We start from the raw sequence: 22,222 nt of genomic DNA, 5'->3' as shown, positions 1-22,222 counted from the left end.
TATGACGAAGAAGCCCGGCGAGTGCCGGGCTTCCTGTGTTGCACGAGCTACAGCTGGTGGGCCTCCTGTATTACAGGATGCTCAGCGGGTACTCGACGATCAGACGGGTATCGCTCAGGTCGTTATCCAGGCCATTGGTGGCCTGATAGAACGCCTGGCGTACGCGCAGGGAAAGATCCTTGGCAGGGCCTTCTTGGAAGACATACTTGGCTTCCATATCCCATTCGCGTTCTTCAGCGTCGGAGTTGCCAGCACCCATGTTGATGTTGCTACCGCTCACGTAGCGGGTCATGAAGCTAAGACCAGAAACACCGTAGGCAGCCATGTCTAGGTCATAACGGACCTGCCAGGACTGCTCGTCTTCATAGTAGAAGTCGGAGTATTGGACTGAGTTGCCTAGCCAAACGGTGCCGCCACCGTCTACGCCATAGACATAGCCATTGGTATTGTAGCCGCCATGCGACTTTTGATACGCGACTGTGAACTTATGAGCGCCAATGCCGTAAGTAGAAGCAAGGCTCCAGATGGTGTTGTCTTCGTCGCTACCAGTACCGGTGAACTCCGAATCGTATTCGGTCTGGTAGATGTTGAAGTCAAAAGCCAGCGATTGGTCTGCGCCAAGGCCCATGTTGTAATTGGCGTTGCCGTAGAACTTCTCGAAAGCGTCCTTTACGTCCGAGTAGTACAGCGAGGTGCTGAGGCTGTCGCTGAACGCGTAGGTGCCGCCGACGAGGTTGATCTCTTTTAGTCCTACGGAGTCATGGTCTGCTTCAGATTTGGCGCTCAGTGCAGTAAAGCGACCGACGTTCAACTCGAGCCCATCGATCTCGCTGCTGGTGATGAGGCCACCGCGCGCGGTTTCCGGCAGCAGGCGGGCGTCATCGGTTGAAAAGACCGGCAGGGCCACGAACTGAGTGCCGTACTTCAGTACGGTGTCTGAAACGCGGAATTTGACTGCTGCGCCGGCTGAGGAATAGTCGTCCTGCGGCTTGCCTTCGCTGTCCCGTGGGAATATGTCCGGCCAAGCACGACCTTCGCCACTGTCAAGCTTGACGCCCAGCAGGCCAATTGCATCGACGCCGACGCCGACGGTGCCTTGAGTGAAGCCGGATTCGAAGGTGCCGATGAAGCCGTGGCCCCACGCTTCGCGATAGCTCTGGCCATTGGCGGCAGGGGTACCACCGAAGCCGTTGTCGCGAGCATCACGGTTCATATACAGGTTACGATTCAGGATTGTCAGACTGCTGCCTTCCACAAAGCCTTCCGACTCGGACTGGCTGGACGCCAATGCCATTTGCGACGTACCGGCCGCAACGGCCATTGCGATTACGCTCCACTTCATCACTTTCATCGTGATTGCTCCTTTGGTTTCAAATTGGTGCTTGCTTTCCTGCGTGCGCCGGAAAGAGGCATCTTTATTTTCGGTATACAAGCTCAATTTCAGTCCTTGTTTCCTAGCTGGTCGAAACCTGCAGCAAGCCCTGGAATTTTGTTTCCGAGAATTACTGTGTAGCTGGGGAAACTAGCGCCAGCAAGCTTAACCCAGCTATTTGTGTTTTTCTCCCCCCTCGTTTAGTGCTTTTTTTACTTCAAAGCAATAACCGTGCACAAAAATGCAAAGCTGATGTTCACCGCAATTCTTGCTGCCCATAGCGCCTGGCTCGCTCTAAATCTGGGCTTCGGTGTGTTGGCCGTGCTCAGGCTTGGTGCGCCTCGGCTTGCTGTTGCTAGCGGGGCGTTGGGGTATTCTTTAAACCGGTGTTATGCGCAGCATCGTGGTTGCGCTGATTTTCGATATGAGCAGGAGTGCCGTTATGTTCGTTCTCGATTCACGGCTGGAGCAGGACACGTTAAATCTGGGCGATTTTCCGTTATGCCGCTTGCTGTTGATGAATGACGCAAATTACCCCTGGTTCATTCTCGTACCGCGTCGCGAAGAGGTCAGTGAGCTGTTTCAGCTGGATCCGGCGGATCAGCAGGCGCTGTGGCGAGAGGTAACGGCCTTGGCCGAGACACTGAAAGACACCTTTGGCGCGGACAAGATGAACGTCGCGACGCTGGGTAATATGGTTAATCAGCTGCACATGCACGTGATCGCCAGGCGTCGGGGTGACGTTGCCTGGCCAGCGCCTGTCTGGGGACATCATCCGGCGAGCCCGTATAGTGACGCGCAGGTTGACGCTATCAGACAGAAGCTGAAATTAGTGCTCACTGACAATTTCCGTTTTGCGGAGTGACTTTATGGAGCTGGAGCAACGCATCACCGATCTCGAGGCGCGCCTTGCGTTTCAGGACGATACGATTCAGACCTTGAACGATGTGCTGATTGCGCAGCAGCGTACGGTCGAGCGACTGCAGGCGCAGTTGGGCATGCTGGCCAGGCGGCAGGAAGAGATACAGAGCAGAATGGGTGGCGACGAGGATGAGGCGCCTCCGCCGCACTATTAGCAAGGTTGCGGCGGAAGCTAAAGCGCCAGATTGATAAGGATCTGACGCGGCGGGTCATTCGCCTGACTGGGTGGCGACCACGTCTTCGGCCTGGAGACCTTTGTCGCGCATCATGATGGCGAATTCGACGCGCTGGCCCTCAACCAGTACGCGATGGCCTTCGCCTCGAATCGCCCGGAAGTGGACGAAGACATCGTCGCCACTGTCTCTTGAAATAAAGCCAAAACCTTTCGAGGTGTTGAACCATTTGACCGTGCCTGTCTCGCGACCGGGGGCGGGCGACGCGGCGCGCTTGGGCTGACCTTTAGTGGCCTTTGGGGCTGGGATGTGGCCGGTTGCGCGCACGTCTGTAGCTTGCGCGGTGGCCAGTTGTAGCAGTACGGCAACAAAGGTCAGCATGAGGCTGACAAGCATGGCTGGCTGGCCTGCAATGGCAGCGACGGGAACCAGCAATATTGCAGCCTGAATCACGACCGCGGCGATCAGCAGTACCGCTGCGGCCAGAAGAACGGGGCGGCGACGCCCGCTTATGTTCAGCTGTGCAGATGAGGCGAACTGTACGTTCAGCAGACCCAGGAACAGCAGACACAATGCGTCGGGCTGCAGCAGGGGCGATATTGCGCCGGTGAGGCTGGGTATGAATGACAGCGCCAGAGCCGCAACGCCCACTAACACATGGATAATTTTAAGCATTCGAATAACTCACAGTTAAATGGCACGACAGAAAGCAGCAGGCGTTGGGCAAATAGAAACTGAGCGTGGGGCAGTGATCGCTCGTATTTGATGGTGCCTGCCTGCGGCGCGCGTATTTAACAGTAAAGGAGGGCGCCACTCAAATGGCTTGCGGTGAGGGGAATATGACGGGTGGCGCGGGTTGGGTTGCTGGAAGGGGCGCTTGGTTGGTTTGCCTCGGATAGCCGCCTTCGCGACTATCCGAGGTGCAGGTAGTTCGCCGTCTCGTATCAAGCAGCCAGTAAGCTGCGCAGCATCCAGGCGGTTTTCTCGTGGATCTGCATGCGTTGAGTCAGAAGATCTGCGGTGGGTTCATCGCTGACCTTTTCCAGCAGCGGAAAAATGCCGCGCGCAGTACGCACGACCGCCTCCTGTCCTTCAACCAGTAGTTTGATCATCTCTTCAGCAGTTGGAATACCGTCCTGCTCTTTGATCGACGACAGCTTTGCATAAGCCGCATAGGTGCCTGGAGCCGGGAAGCCCAAGGCGCGGATGCGTTCGGCAATGTCATCCACGGCGACGGCCAGTTCGGTGTATTGAGTCTCGAACATGGTATGCAGGGTGTTGAACATCGGTCCCGTCACATTCCAATGGAAGTTGTGCGTCTTCAGATAAAGCGTGTAGGTGTCGGCCAGCAGCCGGGACAAACCGTCCGCGATAGCTGCGCGGTCCTGCTCGGCAATACCAATATTGATTTCCATGGTCTTTCTCCCGTTTGATGAGTGGGTTGCAGTTATGCCAGAAAATGAATGCCTGCGGCGAGTGGCGCTACGTCGCGAGTAGCAGGCTGTTGGTTTGAAGCTATCGGGTGCGGTTGGTTTCAACTTCCGTCGATGATCGCTTCCATTGGGCAAGACTATCGGCGCCGGCTGCGTCGAAGCGATTATGTAGATATAATCCCGCGCTTGTGTCGGGCGGCTTGTTTGCCGTAAAGGGTAGAGCCGCGCGCTCTGTGCCGGTTGCTCAACCTTTCAATGCCGACGAGCAACATCCAGGCGCAGCGCCACGATGACGCCGTCTGTCCAGTCGCGAATCGAGCGATCCAACGAATTTCCAAGATACGAGAAGCGAACCTCACCATGATGCGCAGCCACTATTGCGGCCAGTTGAACGAAAGCCTGGACGGCCAGGAAATCACTCTTTGCGGCTGGGTTCACCGCCGTCGCGACCACGGCGGGGTCATCTTCCTCGATGTGCGAGATCGTGAGGGGCTGGCACAGGTGGTGTTCGATCCCGATCGTGCCGAGACCTTCGCTACAGCAGACAAGGTGCGCAGCGAGTACGTCATCAAGATCACCGGCAAGGTGCGCCTGCGTCCGGCCGGTGCGGTCAACCCGAACATGGCATCGGGAGCGATCGAAGTGTTGGGGTATGAGTTGGAAGTGCTCAACGAAGCGGAAACCCCACCGTTCCCCCTCAACGAATACAGCGACGTCGGCGAGGAAACCCGCCTGCGCTACCGTTTCATCGACCTGCGCCGCCCGGAAATGGCTGAAAAGCTCAAGCTGCGCTCGAGCATCACCACCAGTATCCGCCGCTACCTGGACGAGAACGGCTTTCTTGATGTCGAGACGCCTATCCTCGGCCGCCCGACGCCTGAGGGCGCGCGTGACTATCTTGTGCCCAGCCGCACTCATCCTGGGACCTTCTTCTCGTTGCCTCAATCGCCGCAGCTGTTCAAGCAGTTGCTGATGGTCGCCGGCTTCGATCGTTACTACCAGATCGCCAAGTGTTTCCGCGATGAAGACCTGCGTGCCGACCGCCAGCCGGAATTCACTCAGATCGATATCGAGACCAGCTTCCTCGCAGAGTCCGACATCATCGGCATCACCGAAGGCATGGTTCGCAAGCTGTTCAAGGAGGTGCTGGGCGTTGAGTTCGGCGAGTTCCCGCACATGCCGTTCGAAGAAGCCATGCGCCGTTACGGCTCCGACAAACCGGATCTGCGCATTCCGTTGGAGCTGGTCGACGTCGCCGATCAGTTGCAGCAGGTCGAGTTCAAGGTATTCAGCGGTCCGGCCAATGATCCCAAGTGCCGTGTTGCTGCGTTACGCGTACCGGGCGGTGCGAGCATGCCGCGCAAGCAGATCGACGACTATACCAAGTTCGTTGGCATCTACGGCGCCAAGGGTCTGGCCTATATCAAGGTCAACGAGCGCGCCAAAGGCGTCGAGGGACTGCAGTCTCCGATCGTCAAGAACATTCCGGAGGACAAGCTCAACGTCATCCTCGATCGCGTCGGTGCGGTCGATGGGGATATCGTCTTCTTTGGCGCTGATAAGGCCAAGATCGTCTCCGAAGCGTTGGGCGCATTGCGAATCAAGCTGGGTCACGACCTGAAGCTGTTGACCTGTGAGTGGGCGCCTATGTGGGTGGTCGATTTCCCGATGTTCGAGGAGAACGATGACGGGTCGCTTTCCGCGCTGCACCATCCGTTCACCGCGCCTAAGTGCACGCCGCAAGAGCTCGAGGCCAATCCCGCCGGCGCGCTGTCGAGGGCTTATGACATGGTGCTCAACGGTACTGAGCTGGGCGGCGGTTCGATTCGTATCCATCGCAAGGAAATGCAGCAGACCGTATTCCGCATCTTGGGGATCGACGAGGCCGAGCAGGACGAGAAATTCGGCTTCCTGCTCGACGCTCTCAAGTATGGAGCGCCGCCGCACGGCGGCCTGGCGTTCGGTCTCGATCGCCTGGTGATGTTGATGACCGGCGCGCAGTCGATTCGCGAAGTCATCGCTTTCCCGAAAACCCAGAGTGCTGCGGACGTGATGACCCAGGCACCTGGGGCGGTTGATGCCAAGGCGTTGCGCGAGTTGCACATTCGCCTGCGTGAGCAGCCGAAAGCCGAGTGACGGCGGCGCCGGAGCCCAGGGAAACCTGGGCTCTTGGTTTCAGCAAGATGAAAGTTGATCAGAAAGGGAGGCAGTTATGGCTGGTCATTCCAAATGGGCCAACATCAAGCACCGGAAAGGGCGTCAGGACGCCAAGCGCGGCAAGATTTTCACCAAGCTCATTCGTGAGCTGACCGTTGCGGCGAAGAGTGGAGGGATTCCTGCGGACAACCCGCGCCTGCGCCTTGCGGTGGACAAGGCGTTGGTCGCCAATATGACCCGCGACACCATCGATCGCGCGATTGCCCGCGGTGCCGGTACCAACGAGGCCGACAACATGGCGGAGCTGACCTATGAAGGCTACGCGCCCAACGGTGTCGCCATCATCGTCGAGGCCATGACCGACAACCGTAACCGTACCGCGGCGGAAGTCCGTCACGCTTTCAGCAAGCACGGCGGCAATCTAGGTACCGACGGCTCGGTCGCCTACATGTTCGATCGAAAAGGTCAGATCAGCTTTGCTGCGGGCGTAGACGAAGATGCGCTGATGGAAGCCGCGCTGGAAGCCGGTGCCGACGATGTGGAAATGGGTGAGGACGGCTCCGCCCTAGTGTCGACCGGTTTCGCCGATTTCCATGCAGTCAACGAAGCGCTGAGCGCCGCAGGCTTCAAGGCGGAGGAGGCGGATATCGCCATGATTCCTTCGATCGCCGCGCCGCTGACCGACCTGGACACGGCCCAGAAGGTCTTGCGTCTGATCGATGCGTTGGAAGATCTGGATGACGTGCAGAACGTTTACCACAACGCTGAAATTCCAGATGAGATCATGGAACAGCTGGACTGATCCGCTGGCAGCAACGCAGCCGGAAGCGACTTCGGAGCTTCCGGCTTTTTGTTGGGCTTTTTGCCGGTTTGGCCATGGCTATTCGTTATGTCGCTGGTCGCGGCACATGGAGCTCCTTATACTGGTGGCTGGATAAATAGACAGTAATGGCGATGGCATGACGCTTATCCTGGGGATCGACCCTGGCTCACGAATCACCGGCTACGGCGTCGTACGCGATACCGGTCGCAACTGCGAATATGTGGCATCAGGCTGTATCCGCACCGGTAGCGGTGAGTTATCGGCCCGGCTGCAGGCGGTATTTACCGGCGTCAGCGAGGTGATCCGCTTGCACGGCCCGGTCACCATGGGTATCGAACAGGTGTTCATGGCCCGCAACGCGGATTCCGCGCTCAAGCTGGGGCAGGCACGTGGCGCCGCAATCGTGGCTGCCGCGGAACAGGGGCTGGAGATCGCCGAATATACTGCCACTCAGGTCAAACAGGCCATTGCCGGGACGGGTGGGGCCGACAAGCAGCAGGTACAGATGATGGTCATGCATCTACTGAAACTGGTGCAGAAGCCGCAGATCGATGCGTCCGACGCGCTGGCGATCGCCTTGTGTCACGCCCATCATCGGCAGAGCCTGATTCCACATGGCCTGAGCGGCGCCAAGCGTCGAAGCGGGCGCCTGCGGCTGTAATGCCCATGCCTGGCGCGCTAGGGGCTGACAAAAAAGAACAACCGGTCTGCTTGCGTACTATCGGCCGAAAGAGGATGTATCACAGTGATTGGACGTTTGCGCGGGACCCTGGCTGAAAAACAGCCGCCTCACCTGATATTGGACGTGAACGGCGTTGGCTACGAGGTCGAGGTGCCGATGACCACGCTTTATCGTCTGCCTGCAATAGGCGAGACGGTGACGTTGCACATCCATCTGGTAGTGCGTGAGGACGCGCACCTGTTATACGGATTCGCCGAGAAGCGCGATCGCGAGCTGTTCCGAGAATTGATTCGCCTCAACGGCGTGGGTCCCAAGTTGGCGTTGGCGCTGATGTCCGGGCTTGAGGTGGACGAGCTTGTGCGCTGTGTCCAGGCACAGGATACCTCCGTGCTGGTGAAGATTCCCGGCGTTGGCAAGAAGACAGCCGAACGTTTACTGGTTGAACTCAAGGATCGCTTCAAGGCGTGGGAAACCATGCCGTCCATCGCTACCTTGGTGGTGGAACCTCGTGGAGTTGTGGCAGTCTCAAGCGCCGAGAATGATGCTGTGAGTGCCTTGATTTCCCTGGGCTTCAAACCTCAGGAGGCCAGTCGTGCAGTATCTGCCGTACAGGAAGACGATTTGAGCAGTGAAGACCTGATCCGCCGTGCACTCAAGGGAATGGTCTAGTGATCGAAGCTGATCGTCTGATTACCGCTACCGGCCGTGACCGCGAAGAGCAGTTCGATCGCGCCATCCGCCCGCTGAGTCTGGCTGACTACATCGGGCAGCCGGTCGTGCGCGAACAGATGGATCTGTTCATCCGTGCCGCCAGGGCGCGCAAGGAGGCCTTGGATCACACGCTCATTTTCGGCCCGCCAGGGCTCGGCAAAACCACCCTGGCCAATATCATTGCCCAAGAGATGGGTGTATCGATAAAGAGCACATCAGGGCCGGTTCTCGAGCGTCCGGGCGATCTCGCTGCGTTGCTGACCAACCTGGAGGAAGGCGACGTCCTCTTCGTCGACGAGATTCATCGACTGTCACCCATCGTGGAGGAAGTACTCTATCCGGCGATGGAGGATTTTCAACTCGACATCATGATCGGAGAGGGGCCGGCGGCGCGTTCGATCAAGCTCGACCTGCCGCCGTTCACCTTGGTTGGTGCGACCACGCGTGCCGGTATGCTTACCAATCCGCTGCGCGACCGCTTCGGAATCGTACAGCGTCTCGAGTTCTACTCCACGGCCGATCTGGCAACGATCGTCACACGTTCCGCGGGCATCCTCGGCTTGCCTATCGAAGCCGCCGGCGCGCTAGAGATAGCCCGGCGCGCCCGCGGTACGCCGCGTATAGGCAACCGGCTTCTGCGCAGAGTTCGCGACTTCGCTGAAGTTCGTGGCAATGGCGAGATTACCCAGGGGACTGCAGATCTCGCCTTGAACATGCTCGATGTCGACGAGCGTGGTCTGGATCATCAAGACCGGCGACTGCTGCTGACCCTGATCGAGAAGTTCGATGGTGGCCCCGTCGGCATCGACAGCCTTGCGGCGGCGATTAGCGAAGAGCGTCATACCATCGAAGATGTTCTCGAGCCCTACCTGATTCAGCAGGGCTACATCATGCGCACACCGCGAGGGCGAGTGGTCACTCGTCACGCCTATCTGCATTTCGGTCTGAACCTGCCGAAACGCCTGAGCGATTCGCCAGTAGGCGACCTTTTCGACAATGACACAGCGTGACAAAAATATTGTTGTTTCACCCAATTGGCATTTGCAGGGCCTGGCACTAGTATGCGCGCGGAATCACATGCTCAACCGTTCTCTCACCGGTGTCGCGTCTACTACGAAGACACCGATGCGGGCGGCATCGTTTACTACGTCAATTACCTCAAGTTCATGGAGCGGGCCCGTACCGAGCGGTTGCGCAGCCTGGGTTTCGCCCAGTCGCAGCTGGTGGGTGAAGACCTGCTGTTCGTCGTGCATTCCAGCGAAGCGCGTTACCACGCGCCAGCGAGGCTTGACGATGAATTGCTGGTGTCCGCCGAAGTGGTAGAGACCAAGCGTGCAAGCCTGCGTTTCAAACAGCAGGTGCGGCGAGCGAAGGATGATCTGCTGCTCTGCGAAGGGCAGTTCGTGGTGGCCTGTGTGCGCACCGAGAGTTTGAAACCCCGCCCCATTCCCGAAGCGCTGCGTGCAGCTTTCGCCGGGTCGGGTCTACCCCCAGCAGGAGAGTAAGCGTGGAAGCCAACGTCGATCATATGTCCATGTGGAGCCTGATCAGCAACGCCAGCTTTGTGGTTCAGCTGGTCATGCTGATCCTGGTGGGCGCCTCGGTGACTTCGTGGATCATCATCTTTCAGCGCGGCAACATGCTGCGGGCCGCCAAGCGTTCGCTGGACACCTTCGAGGAACGTTTCTGGTCGGGAATCGATCTTTCCAAGCTGTATCGCCAGGCGGGCAGCAACCCGGACCCGGATTCCGGCGTCGAGCAGATCTTTCGGGCCGGCTTCAAGGAATTTTCCCGTCTGCGCCAGCAGCAGGGCGTGGATCCAGATGCAGTGATGGATGGTGTGAACCGCGCGATGCGCGTCGCCATTTCCCGTGAGGAAGAGAAGCTGGATCAGAGTTTGCCGTTCCTCGCCACTGTCGGCTCCACCAGTCCCTATATCGGCCTGTTTGGTACCGTTTGGGGCATCATGAACTCTTTCCGCGGCCTGGCGCAGGTTCAGCAGGCGACCCTGGCCACCGTGGCGCCAGGTATCGCCGAGGCGCTGATCGCCACTGCCATCGGTCTGTTCGCAGCGATTCCAGCGGTCATCGCCTACAACCGCTTCTCGGCGCGTGGCGAAATGCTCATTGGCCGCTATTACACCTTCGCCGATGAGTTCCAGGCGATCCTTCATCGCAAAGTCCACACCACAGAAGATTGAGGCCCACAGGCCATGGCAAGAATTCGCAACAGACGCAAACCTGTCGCCGAGATGAACGTGGTGCCCTACATCGATGTGATGCTGGTGCTACTGGTGATCTTCATGGTGACCGCGCCGATGCTCAATCAGGGCGTGAAGGTGGACCTGCCCAAGGTCAGCAGCGAAGTCCTGCCTCAGGATAACGATGCGCGCGTGTTGACCATTTCGATCAAGGCGGATAAGAGCTACTACTGGAATATCGGTAGCGAGGTGGACACCGAAACCGCGCAGGACAAGGCCTTGACGCTCGACGAGATGACCAAGGCGGTCACTGCGATCATGAACCAGAACCGCAGCCAGGGTAAGCAGGTGCAAGTCTTCGTGCGCGGCGATAAGGCAGTGGATTACGGGTCGGTTATGTCGGCCATGGGTGGACTGCAGGAAGCCGGTGTGGGTAACGTCGGCCTGATCACCGAGGCGCCTTGATGCAACAGTCGGAACGTTCGCGCTCTGAGAGCCTCTACTGGCCCACCATTCTGGCGGTGGGCTTGCACGTCATCATCTTTGGCATGCTGTTCGTCAGCTTCGCCATGACGCCCGAGTTACCACCGTCCAAGCCGATCGTTCAGGCCACCCTGTATCAACTCAAATCCCAAAGCCAGGCGAAAACCCAGACCAACCAGAAGATTGCCGGCGAGGCGCAGAAAACCGCTGCCAAGCAGTACGAAACCGAGCAGATGGAGCAGCGCAAGGTCGAGCAGCAAAAGCAGGCTGCAGCTAAAGCTGCGGAACAAAAAAAGGCCGAGGAGGCTCGAAAGGCCGAGGTAGCGAAGGCCGACGCCGCCAAGAAGGCTGCTGAAGCTCAGAAAGCCGAAGAGGCTAAAAAGGCCGAGCAGAAGAAACAGGCGGATATTGCCAAGAAAAAGGCAGCCGACGAGGCGGAGAAGAAAAAAGCCGCTGAAGAATCGAAGAAGGCTGCGGAAGACGCGAAGAAGAAGGCAGCTGCCGAGGCCGCGAAAAAGAAAGCGGCGGAAGACGCGAAGAAAAAAGCGGCAGCCGAAGCTGCAAAGAAAAAAGCGGCGGAAGAGGCGAAGAAAAAAGCTGCCGCCGAGGCCGCCCGCAAGGCGGCTGAAGATAAGAAAGCGCAAGCGCTGGCCGAGCTGCTGTCCGAAGATACGGAGCGGCAACAGGCCATGGCGGATACGCAGGGCGATCAGGTGGCCGGCAACTTCGATGATCTGATTCGTATGCGTGCTGCAGAGGGTTGGACTCGGCCGCCATCGGCACGAAACAACATGTCGGTTACGCTACGGGTCAACATGCTGCCGGATGGCACCATTACCGGCGTGACGGTTTCGCGTTCGAGCGGTGATTCGCCCTTCGATAATTCCGCGGTCGCAGCAGTAAAGAATATTGGTCGGCTGACCGAGATGCAGGGGCTTTCTGCTCAGGAGTTTCAGCCGTATCGCTCGTTCATGATGACATTTACGCCTGAGGATCTAGCGTTGTGATCAATTACCTTCGAGGTTTTGTCGTTCTTCTTTTATTTGTGCTGGGCAGTGCCGTGGCGCAGGAAAAGAATATTGTGGTTACCAGTGGTACCGATCGCGCGATTCCGATCGCGGTCGTACCGTTTGGCTGGCAAGGCGGTACTGTACTGCCTGAAGACATGGCCGAAATCATCGGCAACGACATGCGCAATACCGGCGTCTTCCAGCCGATCCCGAAGCAGAACATGATCAGCTTGCCAACTCGCGGCAGTGAGATCATTTTTCGTGACTGGAAGGCGCTGGGTGCTCAGTACGTCGTGGTTGGCAATATCGAGCCCTCCGCCGGCAAGCTGCAGATACGCTACGAGGTGTTCAACGTCACCACTGAGCAGCAGGTCATGACGGGCACCGTGGGTGGCGCGCAGGACCAACTGCGCGACATGGCGCACTACGCTGCTGATCAGGCCTTTGAAAAGCTCACAGGCATCAAGGGTGCATTTTCGACACGGCTTCTTTACGTCACCGTTGAACGCCTTGGGGGGGCAAACACGCGCTACACGTTGCAGCGTTCCGACTACGATGGCGCGCGCGCGGTGACCTTGCTGCAATCTCGAGAGCCGATTCTGTCACCACGCTATTCGCCGGATGGCCGCCGTATTGCCTACGTTTCGTTCGAGCAGAAACGCCCCCGCATCTTCATGCAGCACATCGATACCGGTCGTCGTGAGCAGGTCACCAATTTCGAAGGGCTCAACGGTGCGCCGGCATTCTCACCGGATGGCAATCGTCTGGCATTCGTGCTATCGAAAGATGGCAACCCGGAGATTTATGTGATGGACCTCGGGTCGCGCCAGCTGCAGCGGCTCACCAATCACTATGCGATCGATACGGAGCCTTTCTGGGGCGCTGACGGTCGGACTATTTACTTCACCTCGGATCGTGCCGGCAAACCTCAGATCTACAAGCAAAGTCTGGGTAGCAACAATGCCGAACGGGTTACCTTCGTGGGCAACTACAATGCCAATCCGAAACTCTCCGCAGACGAGAAGACCTTGGTCATGATTCATCGTCAGGAGGGCTATACCAACTTCAAGGTAGCGGCGCAGGACCTGCAGCGCGGCAATTTGCGGCTGCTCTCTGACACGAGTTTAGATGAGTCGCCTACTGTTGCGCCTAATGGCACCATGCTAATCTACGCGACCCGCCAGCAGGGCCGGGGAGTCTTGATGCTCGCATCCATTAATGGTCGAGTTAGGCTCCCGCTTCCTACTGCTCAAGGCGAAGTCCGTGAGCCATCGTGGTCCCCTTACCTGAACTGATGCGGTATCAACGCTTTACCTAACCAAAAACACACACCTGGGGTTGTTACACATGGAAATGCTGAAATTCGGTAAGTTCGCTGCGCTGGCTCTGGCTATGGCCGTAGCTGTTGGTTGTTCGTCCAAGGGTGGCGATGACTCTGGCGAAGGTTCCTCCGCCATTGATCCGAACGCTGGCTATGGCGCTGACAGCGGTGCCGTCGACGGCAGCATGAGTGGCGAAGAAGCCGCTCTGCGCGCCATCACTACCTTCTACTTCGAATACGACAGTTCTGACCTGAAGCCGGAGGCCATGCGCGCTCTGGACGTTCATGCCAAGGATCTGAAGTCCGCGGGCAACCGTGTAGTGCTGGAAGGCCACACCGACGAGCGTGGTACTCGCGAGTACAACATGGCTCTGGGTGAGCGTCGTTCCAAGGCTGTTCAGCGCTACCTGGTTCTGCAGGGCGTGTCTCCTGCTCAGCTGGAACTGGTCTCCTACGGCGAAGAGCGTCCGGTTGCCATGGGCAACGACGAGCAGTCCTGGGCCCAGAACCGTCGCGTTGAACTGCGTAAGTAATAAGCCATGTTCAAGCACCGTTACGCGCTGACGCTTATTGCACTTGGTCTGCCGCTGTTCGCGGCAGCTCAGGTCCCGGTGGTGGAATACGACTCGCAAACCCAAGGTGGTGCGCCTGAGTCGGGTTACTCCTCCGGGGCGGATACGGGCGGTGCCTATGTCGGGGGCGGAGCGTCTGCTCCGTCCTCGGCGCAGGGTATGCTCTTCGTTCAGCTGCAGCAGATGCAGGAAGAGATCGCGCAGCTGCGCGGTATGCTGGAAGTGCAGCAGAACGAGATCCAGCGCTTGAAGCAAGAAGGGCTGGAGCGTTATCAGGATTTGGACAGTCGCTTGTCGAGCGCCTCATCAGGTGGATCGGCTAGCCAGAATTCTTCAACCGCCGATGCAACGAATGTCGGCGAGTCTGTACGGGTGCCAGCAGGCGCTCCAATGCAAGGCGCGGCGAGTAGTCAGTCGGCTGATCCTGAAAAGGAGAAGCTGTACTACGACGCCGCATTTGATCTGATCAAGGCAAAGGATTTCGAGAAGGCCAGCCAGGCTTTTTCCGCCTTCCTGCGCAAGTATCCCAGCAGTCCATACGCCGGTAATGCGCAGTATTGGCTGGGCGAGGTGAACCTCGCCAAGGGCGATCTGCAGGCAGCCGGCCAGGCTTTTGCCAAGGTCAGTCAGGCGTATCCGCAGCACAATAAGGTGCCGGATTCGCTGTACAAGCTGGCTGACGTCGAGATACGTCTGGGCAACCGGGACAAGGCCAACGGCATTCTGCGTCAGGTCATTGCTGATTATCCGAATAGCTCGGCAGCGCAGTTGGCTCAGCGTCAGCTGAATCGATAAGCCCGATGCCGGTCGCGGCTGTTGAACAAAACCCGCCCCTTGGCGGGTTTTTTCGTTAGAATCGCCGCCCCTTTCCCGCAACGGAGGCGGATGGCCTGTTTAGCCGTCACGCCCGTGGCTGATAATGCAAGATACCCTGCGAATTACCGAGATCTTTTACTCGTTGCAGGGGGAAACGCGTACCAGTGGATTGCCCACTGTATTCGTCCGCCTGACCGGCTGCCCCCTGCGCTGTCAATACTGCGACACAGCCTACGCGTTCAGCGGCGGTCAGGTCATGCCGCTCGAGGCGATTCTTAAGCGGGTCGCTTCCTTTAAACCTCGCTACGTCTGCGTCACTGGCGGTGAGCCCCTGGCTCAACCCAATTGCCTTCCTCTGTTGCGCAGCCTCTGTGATGCCGGCTACGAGGTGTCCCTGGAGACCAGCGGCGCGCTGGATATTTCCGGTACAGACGAACGGGTGAGCCGAGTCGTTGACCTTAAAACGCCGGGCTCCGCCGAAATGGGGCGAAACCTGTACGAGAATATCGGTCAGCTAACAGGCAATGACCAAGTGAAGTTCGTGATCTGCTCGCGCGAGGATTACGACTGGGCTGTGTCCAAACTCATCGAATACCGGCTGGACGCCCGTGTGGGCGAAGTGCTGTTTTCGCCCAGTCACGGTCAAGTCGATGCTCGCTCGCTGGCCGACTGGATCGTCAGTGACAACCTCCCGGTGCGACTGCAGCTTCAGCTGCATAAGATCCTTTGGGCCGACGCACCCGGTCATTGATTCGTTGGGAACGCCCTTCGTTTTTTCATGGTGCGCCGTTGTTTTCGATAGGTAGGTGTAATGACTGACAAGAAAGCCGTGATTCTTCTCTCTGGCGGGCTCGATTCTGCAACCGTAGTTGCGATGGCCAAGGCACAAGGACACACCTGCTACACCATGAGCTTCGATTATGGTCAACGCCATCGCGCCGAGCTGCAGGCTGCAGAGCGCGTCGCTCGACAGTTGGGCGTGATCGAGCATAAGGTCATCGGCATGAATCTCGATGGTATTGGCGGCTCGGCGCTTACCGATGCCAGCATCGCGGTGCCGGAAGAGACGGGCAAGGGAATCCCTGTCACCTATGTGCCTGCCCGCAATACCGTATTTCTTTCGCTGGCGCTGGGGTGGGCAGAGGTGCTGGGTGCTCGGGACATTTTTATTGGGGTCAATGCAGTCGACTACTCTGGTTACCCCGACTGCCGGCCTGAATTCGTGGAAGCGTTCGAACGCATGGCCAACCTCGCCACGAAGGCTGGGGTAGAAGGGCAAGGCTTTGCCATTCGCGCGCCTTTGCAGAACCTGAGCAAGGCGGAGATCGTTCGTGCCGGTGTCCGGCTGGGGGTCGATTACGCCATGACCGTTTCCTGCTATCAGGCCGACGGCGAAGGGCGCGCCTGCGGCAAGTGTGACAGTTGCCGCTTGCGCGCGGCGGGCTTCGAAGAAGCTGGCGTCACGGATCCGACTCGCTATTTCTAAATTCTTTTCCTAAAAAAAGTTGATTTAATCAATCAAATCAGTATCATGCGCCCCGCATTGGGTCGTTAGCTCAGTTGGTAGAGCAGTTGGCTTTTAACCAATTGGTCGTAGGTTCGAATCCTACACGACCCACCATATCCCCCAAGTGGGCAAAAGCCGGATACCGATTGGTCATCCGGCTTTTTTATGCCCGTCATCCGCGATGCGAAACGGTTTTATCCCTCGATTTTTATCGTTTTTCACTACGACCTTGGTCTGTGAATGGGTTTAGAACAAACGTAATAGACTGCGACCTCCCGATTGTCCGTTGGTTTGAGGCTCACATGTATTCCGATCGCATTCGCTTGTCCTCTCTGCAGAGCAAGGTCATGAGCGCCCATGAGGCCGCTACTCTTATCCAGGACGGGATGACCGTCGGCATGAGCGGCTTTACCCGCGCAGGTGAGGCCAAGGCAGTGCCTCTGGCACTAATCGATCGGGCAAAGGATGAGAAGCTGAAGATCAGCTTGATTACCGGTGCCAGTCTCGGCAACGACTTGGACGGCAAGATGGCGGCGGCAGGTCTGCTAGCTCGCCGGGGGCCATTCCAGGCGGATGCGACCCTGCGCAAGGCGATCAATCAGGGCGAGGTCATGTTCATCGACCAGCACCTTTCTCACACCGTCGAGCAAATGCGCAACAACCAGATCAAGCGCCCGGACGTCACCATTGTCGAGGCGGTGAGCATCACCGAACAGGGTCATATCGTTCCGACTACCTCTGTGGGCAACTCAGCTAACCTGGCGGTCTTCGCCGATAAGGTTATTGTCGAGCTGAACTACGCGCACAATCCGAACCTGGAAGGGCTGCACGACATCTACTTCCCAGGCGAGCGTCCAAACCGCGGTCCGATCCCGCTGACAAAGGTAGACGACCGCATCGGCACGACCGCTATTCCGATCGATCCGGCCAGGATCGCCGCTATCGTTATTACCGAACATCCAGATTCCTATTCCACCGTCACACCGCCGGATGAAGAAACCCAGGCCATCGCCAATCACCTGGTTGAGTTCTTCAAGAAGGAGGTGGCAGCTGGCCGTTTGCCGTACAACCTCGGTCCGATGCAGGTCGGTATTGGCAATATCGCCAACGCTGTGGTGTGTGGTCTGATCGATTCGCCGTTCGAAGATCTGATGATGTATTCCGAAGTGCTGCAGGATTGCACGTTCGAGTTGATCGATGCCGGCAAGATGAAGTTTGCTTCGGGCTGCTCGATCACGCTGTCCGAGCGCTGCAACGATCGCGTGTTCGGTAATCTGGAGAGGTACAAGGACAAGTTGGTGCTGCGTCCGCAGGAGATCTCCAACCATCCGGAGCTGGTGCGTCGTCTCGGCATCGTCGGAATCAACACCGCGCTGGAGTTCGATATCTACGGCAACGTCAACTCGACGCATGTTGGCGGTACCAAGATGATGAACGGCATCGGTGGTTCGGGCGACTTCGCTCGTAACGCCAACATGGCCATCTTCGTGACCAAGTCGATTGCCAAGGGCGGCAACATTTCCAGCGTCGTGCCCATGGTTGCGCATGTCGATCACACCGAACACGACGTGGAAATCCTGGTCACCGAGCAGGGGCTGGCCGACCTGCGTGGGCTGGCACCGCGCGAGCGTGCACGCGTGATTATCGACAACTGCGTGCATCCGTCCTACCGCGAGGCGCTGAATCAGTATTTCGACGGCGCATGCGATCGGGGTGGCCAGACGCCCCACATGCTGCGTGAGGCCATGCAATGGCACATCAACCTGGAAGAACGTGGCCACATGCTCAAATACGAGCGGTGACATGAACAAAACCGCCGGCTGATGCCGGCGGTTTTCATTTGGGCAACCCAGAATGCATGGCCTGGCACCCCCTCGCTTTCCCTTTTGCAAAGGCTTCGGCTAGTATTCTTGCCCCTTGAGCGGGCACGAAGGTGAAGTCTGCATATCGCGCTACCTCTCCCTTTTGCCTCGTCCGAGCCATCCGGTTGACCGGGTATGCTCGGCGCTTCGTGCAATAACGAGCTTTGCAGGACCGCGAACATGACGCAGATACCCGAACGTATTCTTGTGCAGGCTCATCTGGCGGCCAAGCAGCCAAAGCCGCTGACGCCCGAACAGGAAGCGCAATTGCGCAATGATATTGCCGTCGAGTTGAAACGGCAGAACGCGGTACTCGTGGCGCATTACTACACCGATCCGGTAATCCAGTCGCTAGCCGAGGAGACCGGTGGCTGTGTTTCCGACTCGCTGGAAATGGCCAGGTTCGGCAATGAGCATTCTGCGCAGACGGTTGTGGTTGCTGGCGTCAAGTTCATGGGTGAGACGGCAAAAATTCTTAACCCTGAAAAGCGCGTGCTGATGCCTACCCTGGATGCCACCTGTTCGTTGGATCTCGGCTGCCCGGTCGAGGAGTTCTCCGCGTTCTGCGATCAGCATCCCGAGCGCACCGTGGTCGTCTATGCCAACACCTCCGCGGCGGTGAAGGCGCGGGCTGACTGGGTGGTGACCTCAAGCTGTGCGCTGGAAATTGTCGAGAGTCTGATGGACAACGGCGAAAAGATCATCTGGGCACCCGACAAGCATCTTGGGAGCTATGTGCAGCGGGAGACCGGCGCCGATATGCTGTTGTGGGATGGCGCCTGCATCGTCCACGAAGAGTTCAAGGCGAAACAGCTGGAGGATATGAAAGCGCTGTATCCGGATGCTGCCGTTCTGGTTCATCCCGAGTCGCCTGAATCGGTCATTGCGCTGGCGGATGCCGTCGGCTCCACCAGTCAGTTGATCAAGGCGGCGCAGACGCTGGCCAATCCAACCTTCATCGTCGCCACCGACCGCGGCATTTTCTACAAGATGCAGCAGCTCTGCCCAGACAAGGAATTCATCGAGGCGCCAACGGCGGGCAGCGGCGCCGCTTGTCGCAGCTGCGCCCATTGCCCGTGGATGGCGATGAATACGCTTGAACGCACCCTGGCTTGTCTGCGCACCGGCAGCAACGAGATCTTTGTCGATCCAGCGCTGATTCCGCGTGCGATCAAACCGCTCAAGCGCATGCTGGATTTCACCCAGGCCGCGCGTATCAAGCAGGCTGGCAACGCCTGAGGTAACGGCATCCGTAGCTTTGCAAACGGCGCCTTTCGGCGCCGCATGATTCAGCGCAGCATGTCCTCGACCATTCGCTTCTCTTCGATCAGCTGCTTCTGCCGAGCGTCGATACGTGCGGCTGTCTGGAAGTTGCTCGAGCGACGTTTGGCGAAGTCCAGCTGTTCGATGGCCTGGTCGTAGTCGCCGACCAGTGCGAAATATTCCGCACGCCCCTGATGCAAGCCGATGATGTTTCCGGTGAGCCCACGGATCTCCGAAACCTGATACCAGATGTCCGGATCCTTGGGGCGAGCTTCAACCAAGGCATCCAGTTCCCGCTCGGCCTCCTGCAGCTTGTTTTCCTTGATCAGCAGATCAATGTTTGTCTGGCGCACGGGGTAGCTGCCGGGATACAGGCGGAGCAGCGTTTGGGTACGCGCGCGCGCGGCGGCAAGGCGGTTGGCGGTGATGTCCAATTCAACCTGAGCCAGGTTGTAGGTGGCGTCGTCTGGCTCCTTCGCCAGCAGTGGCTGCAGATTGTCGGCAGCTTCCTTGAGCTGGCCGCTCCTGATCTGGGCCAATGCCAGGCCGTAGCGGGCCGCGTCGAGGTTTTCATCTTCGCTGAGCATGGCCCGGAAGCGCTTGGCGCTGACGCCCGGCGTGGTCTCGAACTTCAGATCCACTCGCGCGCGCATCAGTTGGTAGCGCAGGCTGTCCTCAACGCCACCCGTGGGGTACTGCTCGGCGCGGTTTTTGGTATCAGCGATACGTGACTCGGTAACCGGGTGGGTCAACAGGAATTCCGGCGGTTTCTGGTCATAACGATACTGGCGCATCAAGCGGCCGAACATCTGCGGCATGGCGCGCGGATCATAGCCGGCTCGTTCGAGATTGAGGATACCGATGCGGTCGGCTTCCTGTTCGTTCTGCCGGGAAAAGCGTCGTTGCGCCTGGATCGCAGCGGCCTGGGTGGAAACGATCGCGGCGATGCCGGCGTCACCCGCGCCAGCGGCAGCCGCTACCACCCCAGCGAGCATTGCCGCCATCAATGGGAGCTGCATGCGTTTTTGCTCTTCCAGGCCGCGGGCGAAATGGCGCTGGGACAAGTGCGCCAATTCGTGTGCCAGGACCGAGGCGTATTCTGCTTCAGTCTGGGCATGCAGAAACAAGCCGCCGTTGACGCCGATAATGCCGCCCGGTGCGGCAAAGGCGTTCAGTTGCGGGCTGTCGAGCAGCACGAATTCCAGCCGGCGATCCTGCAGCTGACTGCTCTCGGCCAGCCGGTAGACGCTGCGTTCCAGGTAGTCCTTCAGCAGCGGATCCGACAGCTGCGGGACCTGCCCGCGCAACAGGCTGAGCCAGGCACGGCCGAGTTGGTGTTCTTGTTCCGGCGAGACGATGCCCGAGCTGGAGTCGCCGAGGGAGGGTAGATCATTGGCCACGGCTGGCTGCCCGATCAGGCATGCCAGCGTCAGCAGAGTAGGGCGCAGCAATTTCATCCAGACTGGCTCTTGAAAGCAGGAACGTTACTGTAGCCTTGTGCCAGGGTAACTGGCCAGGGGCGGGGGCAGGTCGGTATCCTGCGCTTCTTTCAAGGAGACCAACATGATCCAACAGAGTGTGCCCGACACCGTCTGCGATGCCGAGCTGGACGCCGTCGGGTTGCAATGTCCGATGCCTCTGCTGAAGGCGAAGCTTGAACTCAATCGACTGACCAGCGGCCAGATATTGAAGGTCACCGCAACCGATCCGGGCTCGCAGCGGGATTTTCGCAGTTTCGCCAAGTTGTCCGGTCACGCGCTGTTGCGTGAAGAAGCCGGCGATGGCCTCTATCGTTACTGGCTGCGCAAGGCCTGAAGTTTCTAAGGAAAGATATGCTCAACGTACTACGCAGCTGGATCCATCGCTATTTCTCGGACGAGGAGGCCGTGGTTCTGGCTGTATTGTTGGTGGTCGCCTTTGCTGTGGTGCTGACGCTGGGCGACATGCTCGCGCCAGTCCTCGCAGGGCTGGTGCTGGCGTTTCTGATGCAGGGGCTGGTCGGTGCGCTGGAGCGCGTCAGTATCCCGCATCTGGTGGCTGTCTGGTTGGTGTTCCTGATGTTCGTCGGGGCGCTCACGGTCTGCATGCTGTTCCTGGTGCCCTTGGTCTGGCAGCAGGTGCTGACCCTGTTCAACGAATTGCCCCGGATGCTGGTGGAGTGGCAGTCCCTGTTGCTGCTCCTGCCCGAGCGTTATCCGCAGCTGCTGACCGAAGAGCAGGTGCTGCGTGGCATCGATTTCATGCGGGGTGAGGTAGGCCGCTACGGTCAGACAGTGCTGACATCGTCGCTGTCCAGTCTGCCGTTGCTGCTGACCCTGATGATCTATCTGATCCTGGTACCGATTCTGGTGTTCTTTTTCCTCAAGGATCGCCAGCAGATCGGTGACTGGCTGAGTGGCTACCTGCCACGTGAGCGGGCGTTGATCACGCAGGTATCCCAGGAAATGAACGTGCAGATCGCCAACTACATTCGGGGCAAGGCGATCGAGATTCTGATATGCGGTGCAGTGTCGTACGCAGTCTTCGCAGTGCTGGGGCTCAACTACGCTGCATTGTTGGCGCTGCTGGTGGGTGTGTCCGTGGTGGTGCCTTATATCGGTGCCACGGTGGTGACCATCCCCATCGCCTTGATCGGATTGTTTCAGTGGGGGCTGGGTGATCAGTTCATCTATCTGATGGTGGCCTACGCGATCATCCAGGCGCTGGACGGCAACGTTCTGGTGCCTCTGCTGTTCTCCGAAGCTGTCAATCTGCACCCGGTGGCCATCATTTGCTCGGTTCTGCTGTTCGGCGGGCTTTGGGGCTTCTGGGGGGTCTTCTTTGCGATACCCCTGGCGACCTTGTTCAAGGCGGTGCTATACGCCTGGCCGCGTAGACCGCCCACGGTCCCGGTCGTGGAAAGCGTGAGCTAGAACG

23 protein-coding genes, 1 tRNA gene and 2 pseudogenes are annotated in these 22,222 nt (G+C 58.5%); 21 read left to right on the top strand and 5 right to left on the bottom strand.

Going from position 1 to position 22,222, the window contains the following annotated elements:
* Window positions 1-70 precede the first annotated feature (70 nt).
* Window positions 71-1,351 (bottom strand): OprD family porin, encoded by a 1,281-nt coding sequence (locus MCB86_RS03495; protein ID WP_239609869.1) that lies wholly within the window; start codon window positions 1,349-1,351, stop codon window positions 71-73.
* Window positions 1,352-1,814: 463 nt separating this feature from the next.
* On the opposite strand from MCB86_RS03495, the gene MCB86_RS03490 reads away from it, so the two are divergent.
* Both MCB86_RS03490 and MCB86_RS03485 read left to right on the top strand, forming a co-directional pair.
* Window positions 1,815-2,237 carry an HIT domain-containing protein gene (locus MCB86_RS03490; RefSeq protein WP_045162839.1) on the top strand — a complete coding sequence of 141 codons (423 nt, stop codon included), beginning with the start codon at window positions 1,815-1,817 and terminating at the stop codon, window positions 2,235-2,237.
* Window positions 2,238-2,241: 4 nt separating this feature from the next.
* Window positions 2,242-2,448 (top strand): SlyX family protein, encoded by a 207-nt coding sequence (locus tag MCB86_RS03485; RefSeq protein ID WP_045162838.1) that lies wholly within the window; start codon window positions 2,242-2,244, stop codon window positions 2,446-2,448.
* Between the two features lie 54 nt (window positions 2,449-2,502).
* Here the strand turns inward: MCB86_RS03485 and MCB86_RS03480 are convergent.
* The 3 genes and pseudogenes from MCB86_RS03480 to MCB86_RS03475 form a co-directional block, all read right to left on the bottom strand.
* Window positions 2,503-2,715: pseudogene (locus tag MCB86_RS03480) on the bottom strand (cold-shock protein); the annotation flags it as partial.
* 108 nt (window positions 2,716-2,823) lie between these two features.
* Window positions 2,824-3,141, bottom strand: a pseudogene (locus tag MCB86_RS23020) (cold shock domain-containing protein membrane protein); the annotation flags it as partial.
* Between the two features lie 269 nt (window positions 3,142-3,410).
* Complete coding sequence (locus tag MCB86_RS03475) at window positions 3,411-3,881, bottom strand: Dps family protein (protein WP_045162836.1); 471 nt, start codon at window positions 3,879-3,881, stop codon at window positions 3,411-3,413.
* Window positions 3,882-4,259: 378 nt separating this feature from the next.
* On the opposite strand from MCB86_RS03475, the gene aspS reads away from it, so the two are divergent.
* The 17 genes from aspS to nadA all read left to right on the top strand — a co-directional run bounded on the left by aspS (window position 4,260) and on the right by nadA (window position 19,282).
* The gene (gene aspS, locus MCB86_RS03470) at window positions 4,260-6,035 is read left to right on the top strand and encodes an aspartate--tRNA ligase (protein ID WP_239609810.1); all 1,776 of its coding nucleotides are present in this window, start codon (window positions 4,260-4,262) and stop codon (window positions 6,033-6,035) included.
* Between the two features lie 76 nt (window positions 6,036-6,111).
* A complete protein-coding gene (locus MCB86_RS03465; RefSeq protein ID WP_239609808.1) occupies window positions 6,112-6,858 on the top strand; it encodes a YebC/PmpR family DNA-binding transcriptional regulator in 747 nt (248 codons plus the stop codon).
* Between the two features lie 157 nt (window positions 6,859-7,015).
* Window positions 7,016-7,540, top strand: coding sequence for a crossover junction endodeoxyribonuclease RuvC (ruvC, locus tag MCB86_RS03460; RefSeq protein WP_045162834.1), 525 nt, complete (start codon window positions 7,016-7,018; stop codon window positions 7,538-7,540).
* An 84-nt stretch (window positions 7,541-7,624) separates the two neighbouring features.
* Entirely contained in the window at window positions 7,625-8,230 is a 606-nt protein-coding gene (ruvA, locus tag MCB86_RS03455) for a Holliday junction branch migration protein RuvA (RefSeq protein ID WP_025241065.1), read from the top strand.
* Window positions 8,230-9,282, top strand: a complete 1,053-nt coding sequence (gene ruvB, locus MCB86_RS03450; RefSeq protein ID WP_239609806.1) for a Holliday junction branch migration DNA helicase RuvB — start codon at window positions 8,230-8,232, stop codon at window positions 9,280-9,282. The genes ruvA and ruvB overlap by 1 nt, the downstream gene beginning before the upstream one ends.
* 51 nt (window positions 9,283-9,333) lie before the next feature.
* Entirely contained in the window at window positions 9,334-9,777 is a 444-nt protein-coding gene (gene ybgC, locus MCB86_RS03445) for a tol-pal system-associated acyl-CoA thioesterase (protein WP_239609804.1), read from the top strand.
* A 2-nt stretch (window positions 9,778-9,779) separates the two neighbouring features.
* Window positions 9,780-10,472, top strand: a complete 693-nt coding sequence (gene tolQ, locus MCB86_RS03440; RefSeq protein WP_025241068.1) for a protein TolQ — start codon at window positions 9,780-9,782, stop codon at window positions 10,470-10,472.
* A gap of 12 nt (window positions 10,473-10,484) precedes the next feature.
* On the top strand, window positions 10,485-10,937 hold the full coding sequence (gene tolR / locus MCB86_RS03435; protein WP_045162831.1) for a protein TolR: 453 nt from the start codon (window positions 10,485-10,487) through the stop codon (window positions 10,935-10,937).
* The gene (gene tolA / locus MCB86_RS03430) at window positions 10,937-11,962 is read left to right on the top strand and encodes a cell envelope integrity protein TolA (protein ID WP_045162830.1); all 1,026 of its coding nucleotides are present in this window, start codon (window positions 10,937-10,939) and stop codon (window positions 11,960-11,962) included. Before tolR ends, tolA begins: the two co-directional genes overlap by 1 nt.
* Entirely contained in the window at window positions 11,959-13,260 is a 1,302-nt protein-coding gene (gene tolB, locus MCB86_RS03425; RefSeq protein WP_045162829.1) for a Tol-Pal system beta propeller repeat protein TolB, read from the top strand. The genes tolA and tolB overlap by 4 nt, the downstream gene beginning before the upstream one ends.
* A 52-nt stretch (window positions 13,261-13,312) precedes the next feature.
* Window positions 13,313-13,819 (top strand): peptidoglycan-associated lipoprotein Pal, encoded by a 507-nt coding sequence (pal, locus tag MCB86_RS03420; RefSeq protein WP_045162828.1) that lies wholly within the window; start codon window positions 13,313-13,315, stop codon window positions 13,817-13,819.
* A 6-nt stretch (window positions 13,820-13,825) separates the two neighbouring features.
* Window positions 13,826-14,653, top strand: a complete 828-nt coding sequence (gene ybgF / locus MCB86_RS03415; protein ID WP_239609801.1) for a tol-pal system protein YbgF — start codon at window positions 13,826-13,828, stop codon at window positions 14,651-14,653.
* A 124-nt stretch (window positions 14,654-14,777) separates the two neighbouring features.
* Complete coding sequence (queE, locus tag MCB86_RS03410) at window positions 14,778-15,425, top strand: 7-carboxy-7-deazaguanine synthase QueE (protein ID WP_045162826.1); 648 nt, start codon at window positions 14,778-14,780, stop codon at window positions 15,423-15,425.
* Window positions 15,426-15,485: 60 nt separating this feature from the next.
* On the top strand, window positions 15,486-16,160 hold the full coding sequence (gene queC, locus MCB86_RS03405) for a 7-cyano-7-deazaguanine synthase QueC (protein WP_239609799.1): 675 nt from the start codon (window positions 15,486-15,488) through the stop codon (window positions 16,158-16,160).
* Window positions 16,161-16,219: 59 nt separating this feature from the next.
* Window positions 16,220-16,295: transfer RNA gene (locus tag MCB86_RS03400), tRNA-Lys, on the top strand.
* 188 nt (window positions 16,296-16,483) lie between these two features.
* Window positions 16,484-17,983 (top strand): acetyl-CoA hydrolase/transferase family protein, encoded by a 1,500-nt coding sequence (locus MCB86_RS03395; RefSeq protein WP_239609797.1) that lies wholly within the window; start codon window positions 16,484-16,486, stop codon window positions 17,981-17,983.
* 240 nt (window positions 17,984-18,223) lie between these two features.
* On the top strand, window positions 18,224-19,282 hold the full coding sequence (gene nadA / locus MCB86_RS03390) for a quinolinate synthase NadA (RefSeq protein ID WP_239609795.1): 1,059 nt from the start codon (window positions 18,224-18,226) through the stop codon (window positions 19,280-19,282).
* A 50-nt stretch (window positions 19,283-19,332) separates the two neighbouring features.
* On the opposite strand, the gene MCB86_RS03385 is transcribed toward nadA, so the two are convergent.
* On the bottom strand, window positions 19,333-20,763 hold the full coding sequence (locus MCB86_RS03385; RefSeq protein ID WP_239609793.1) for a M48 family metalloprotease: 1,431 nt from the start codon (window positions 20,761-20,763) through the stop codon (window positions 19,333-19,335).
* A 106-nt stretch (window positions 20,764-20,869) separates the two neighbouring features.
* On the opposite strand from MCB86_RS03385, the gene MCB86_RS03380 reads away from it, so the two are divergent.
* Window positions 20,870-21,121 carry a sulfurtransferase TusA family protein gene (locus MCB86_RS03380; RefSeq protein ID WP_239609791.1) on the top strand — a complete coding sequence of 84 codons (252 nt, stop codon included), beginning with the start codon at window positions 20,870-20,872 and terminating at the stop codon, window positions 21,119-21,121.
* 17 nt (window positions 21,122-21,138) lie between these two features.
* Window positions 21,139-22,218 carry an AI-2E family transporter gene (locus tag MCB86_RS03375; protein ID WP_239609789.1) on the top strand — a complete coding sequence of 360 codons (1,080 nt, stop codon included), beginning with the start codon at window positions 21,139-21,141 and terminating at the stop codon, window positions 22,216-22,218.
* The last annotated feature ends 4 nt before the right edge of the window (window positions 22,219-22,222 follow it).

This window comes from Pseudomonas sp. KSR10, assembly GCF_022355455.1.
GTDB classification, from domain to species: Bacteria; Pseudomonadota; Gammaproteobacteria; order Pseudomonadales; family Pseudomonadaceae; genus Stutzerimonas; species Stutzerimonas stutzeri_E.
The sequence above is the reverse complement of the archived record's forward strand: the minus strand, read 5'-3'. Positions and strand labels throughout refer to the sequence as shown.

What these genes read in the sequence shown, in the direction of transcription:
- MCB86_RS03495 (WP_239609869.1), bottom strand. Translation starts at nt 1,351, where the DNA reads ATGAAAGTGATGAAGTGGAGCGTAATCGCAATGGCCGTTGCGGCCGGT.
- MCB86_RS03490 (WP_045162839.1), top strand. Translation starts at nt 1,815, where the DNA reads ATGTTCGTTCTCGATTCACGGCTGGAGCAGGACACGTTAAATCTGGGC.
- MCB86_RS03485 (WP_045162838.1), top strand. Translation starts at nt 2,242, where the DNA reads ATGGAGCTGGAGCAACGCATCACCGATCTCGAGGCGCGCCTTGCGTTT.
- MCB86_RS03475 (WP_045162836.1), bottom strand. Translation starts at nt 3,881, where the DNA reads ATGGAAATCAATATTGGTATTGCCGAGCAGGACCGCGCAGCTATCGCG.
- aspS (WP_239609810.1), top strand. Translation starts at nt 4,260, where the DNA reads ATGATGCGCAGCCACTATTGCGGCCAGTTGAACGAAAGCCTGGACGGC.
- MCB86_RS03465 (WP_239609808.1), top strand. Translation starts at nt 6,112, where the DNA reads ATGGCTGGTCATTCCAAATGGGCCAACATCAAGCACCGGAAAGGGCGT.
- ruvC (WP_045162834.1), top strand. Translation starts at nt 7,016, where the DNA reads ATGACGCTTATCCTGGGGATCGACCCTGGCTCACGAATCACCGGCTAC.
- ybgC (WP_239609804.1), top strand. Translation starts at nt 9,334, where the DNA reads ATGCGCGCGGAATCACATGCTCAACCGTTCTCTCACCGGTGTCGCGTC.
- tolR (WP_045162831.1), top strand. Translation starts at nt 10,485, where the DNA reads ATGGCAAGAATTCGCAACAGACGCAAACCTGTCGCCGAGATGAACGTG.
- tolA (WP_045162830.1), top strand. Translation starts at nt 10,937, where the DNA reads ATGCAACAGTCGGAACGTTCGCGCTCTGAGAGCCTCTACTGGCCCACC.
- pal (WP_045162828.1), top strand. Translation starts at nt 13,313, where the DNA reads ATGGAAATGCTGAAATTCGGTAAGTTCGCTGCGCTGGCTCTGGCTATG.
- ybgF (WP_239609801.1), top strand. Translation starts at nt 13,826, where the DNA reads ATGTTCAAGCACCGTTACGCGCTGACGCTTATTGCACTTGGTCTGCCG.
- queE (WP_045162826.1), top strand. Translation starts at nt 14,778, where the DNA reads ATGCAAGATACCCTGCGAATTACCGAGATCTTTTACTCGTTGCAGGGG.
- queC (WP_239609799.1), top strand. Translation starts at nt 15,486, where the DNA reads ATGACTGACAAGAAAGCCGTGATTCTTCTCTCTGGCGGGCTCGATTCT.
- MCB86_RS03395 (WP_239609797.1), top strand. Translation starts at nt 16,484, where the DNA reads ATGTATTCCGATCGCATTCGCTTGTCCTCTCTGCAGAGCAAGGTCATG.
- nadA (WP_239609795.1), top strand. Translation starts at nt 18,224, where the DNA reads ATGACGCAGATACCCGAACGTATTCTTGTGCAGGCTCATCTGGCGGCC.
- MCB86_RS03385 (WP_239609793.1), bottom strand. Translation starts at nt 20,763, where the DNA reads ATGAAATTGCTGCGCCCTACTCTGCTGACGCTGGCATGCCTGATCGGG.
- MCB86_RS03380 (WP_239609791.1), top strand. Translation starts at nt 20,870, where the DNA reads ATGATCCAACAGAGTGTGCCCGACACCGTCTGCGATGCCGAGCTGGAC.
- MCB86_RS03375 (WP_239609789.1), top strand. Translation starts at nt 21,139, where the DNA reads ATGCTCAACGTACTACGCAGCTGGATCCATCGCTATTTCTCGGACGAG.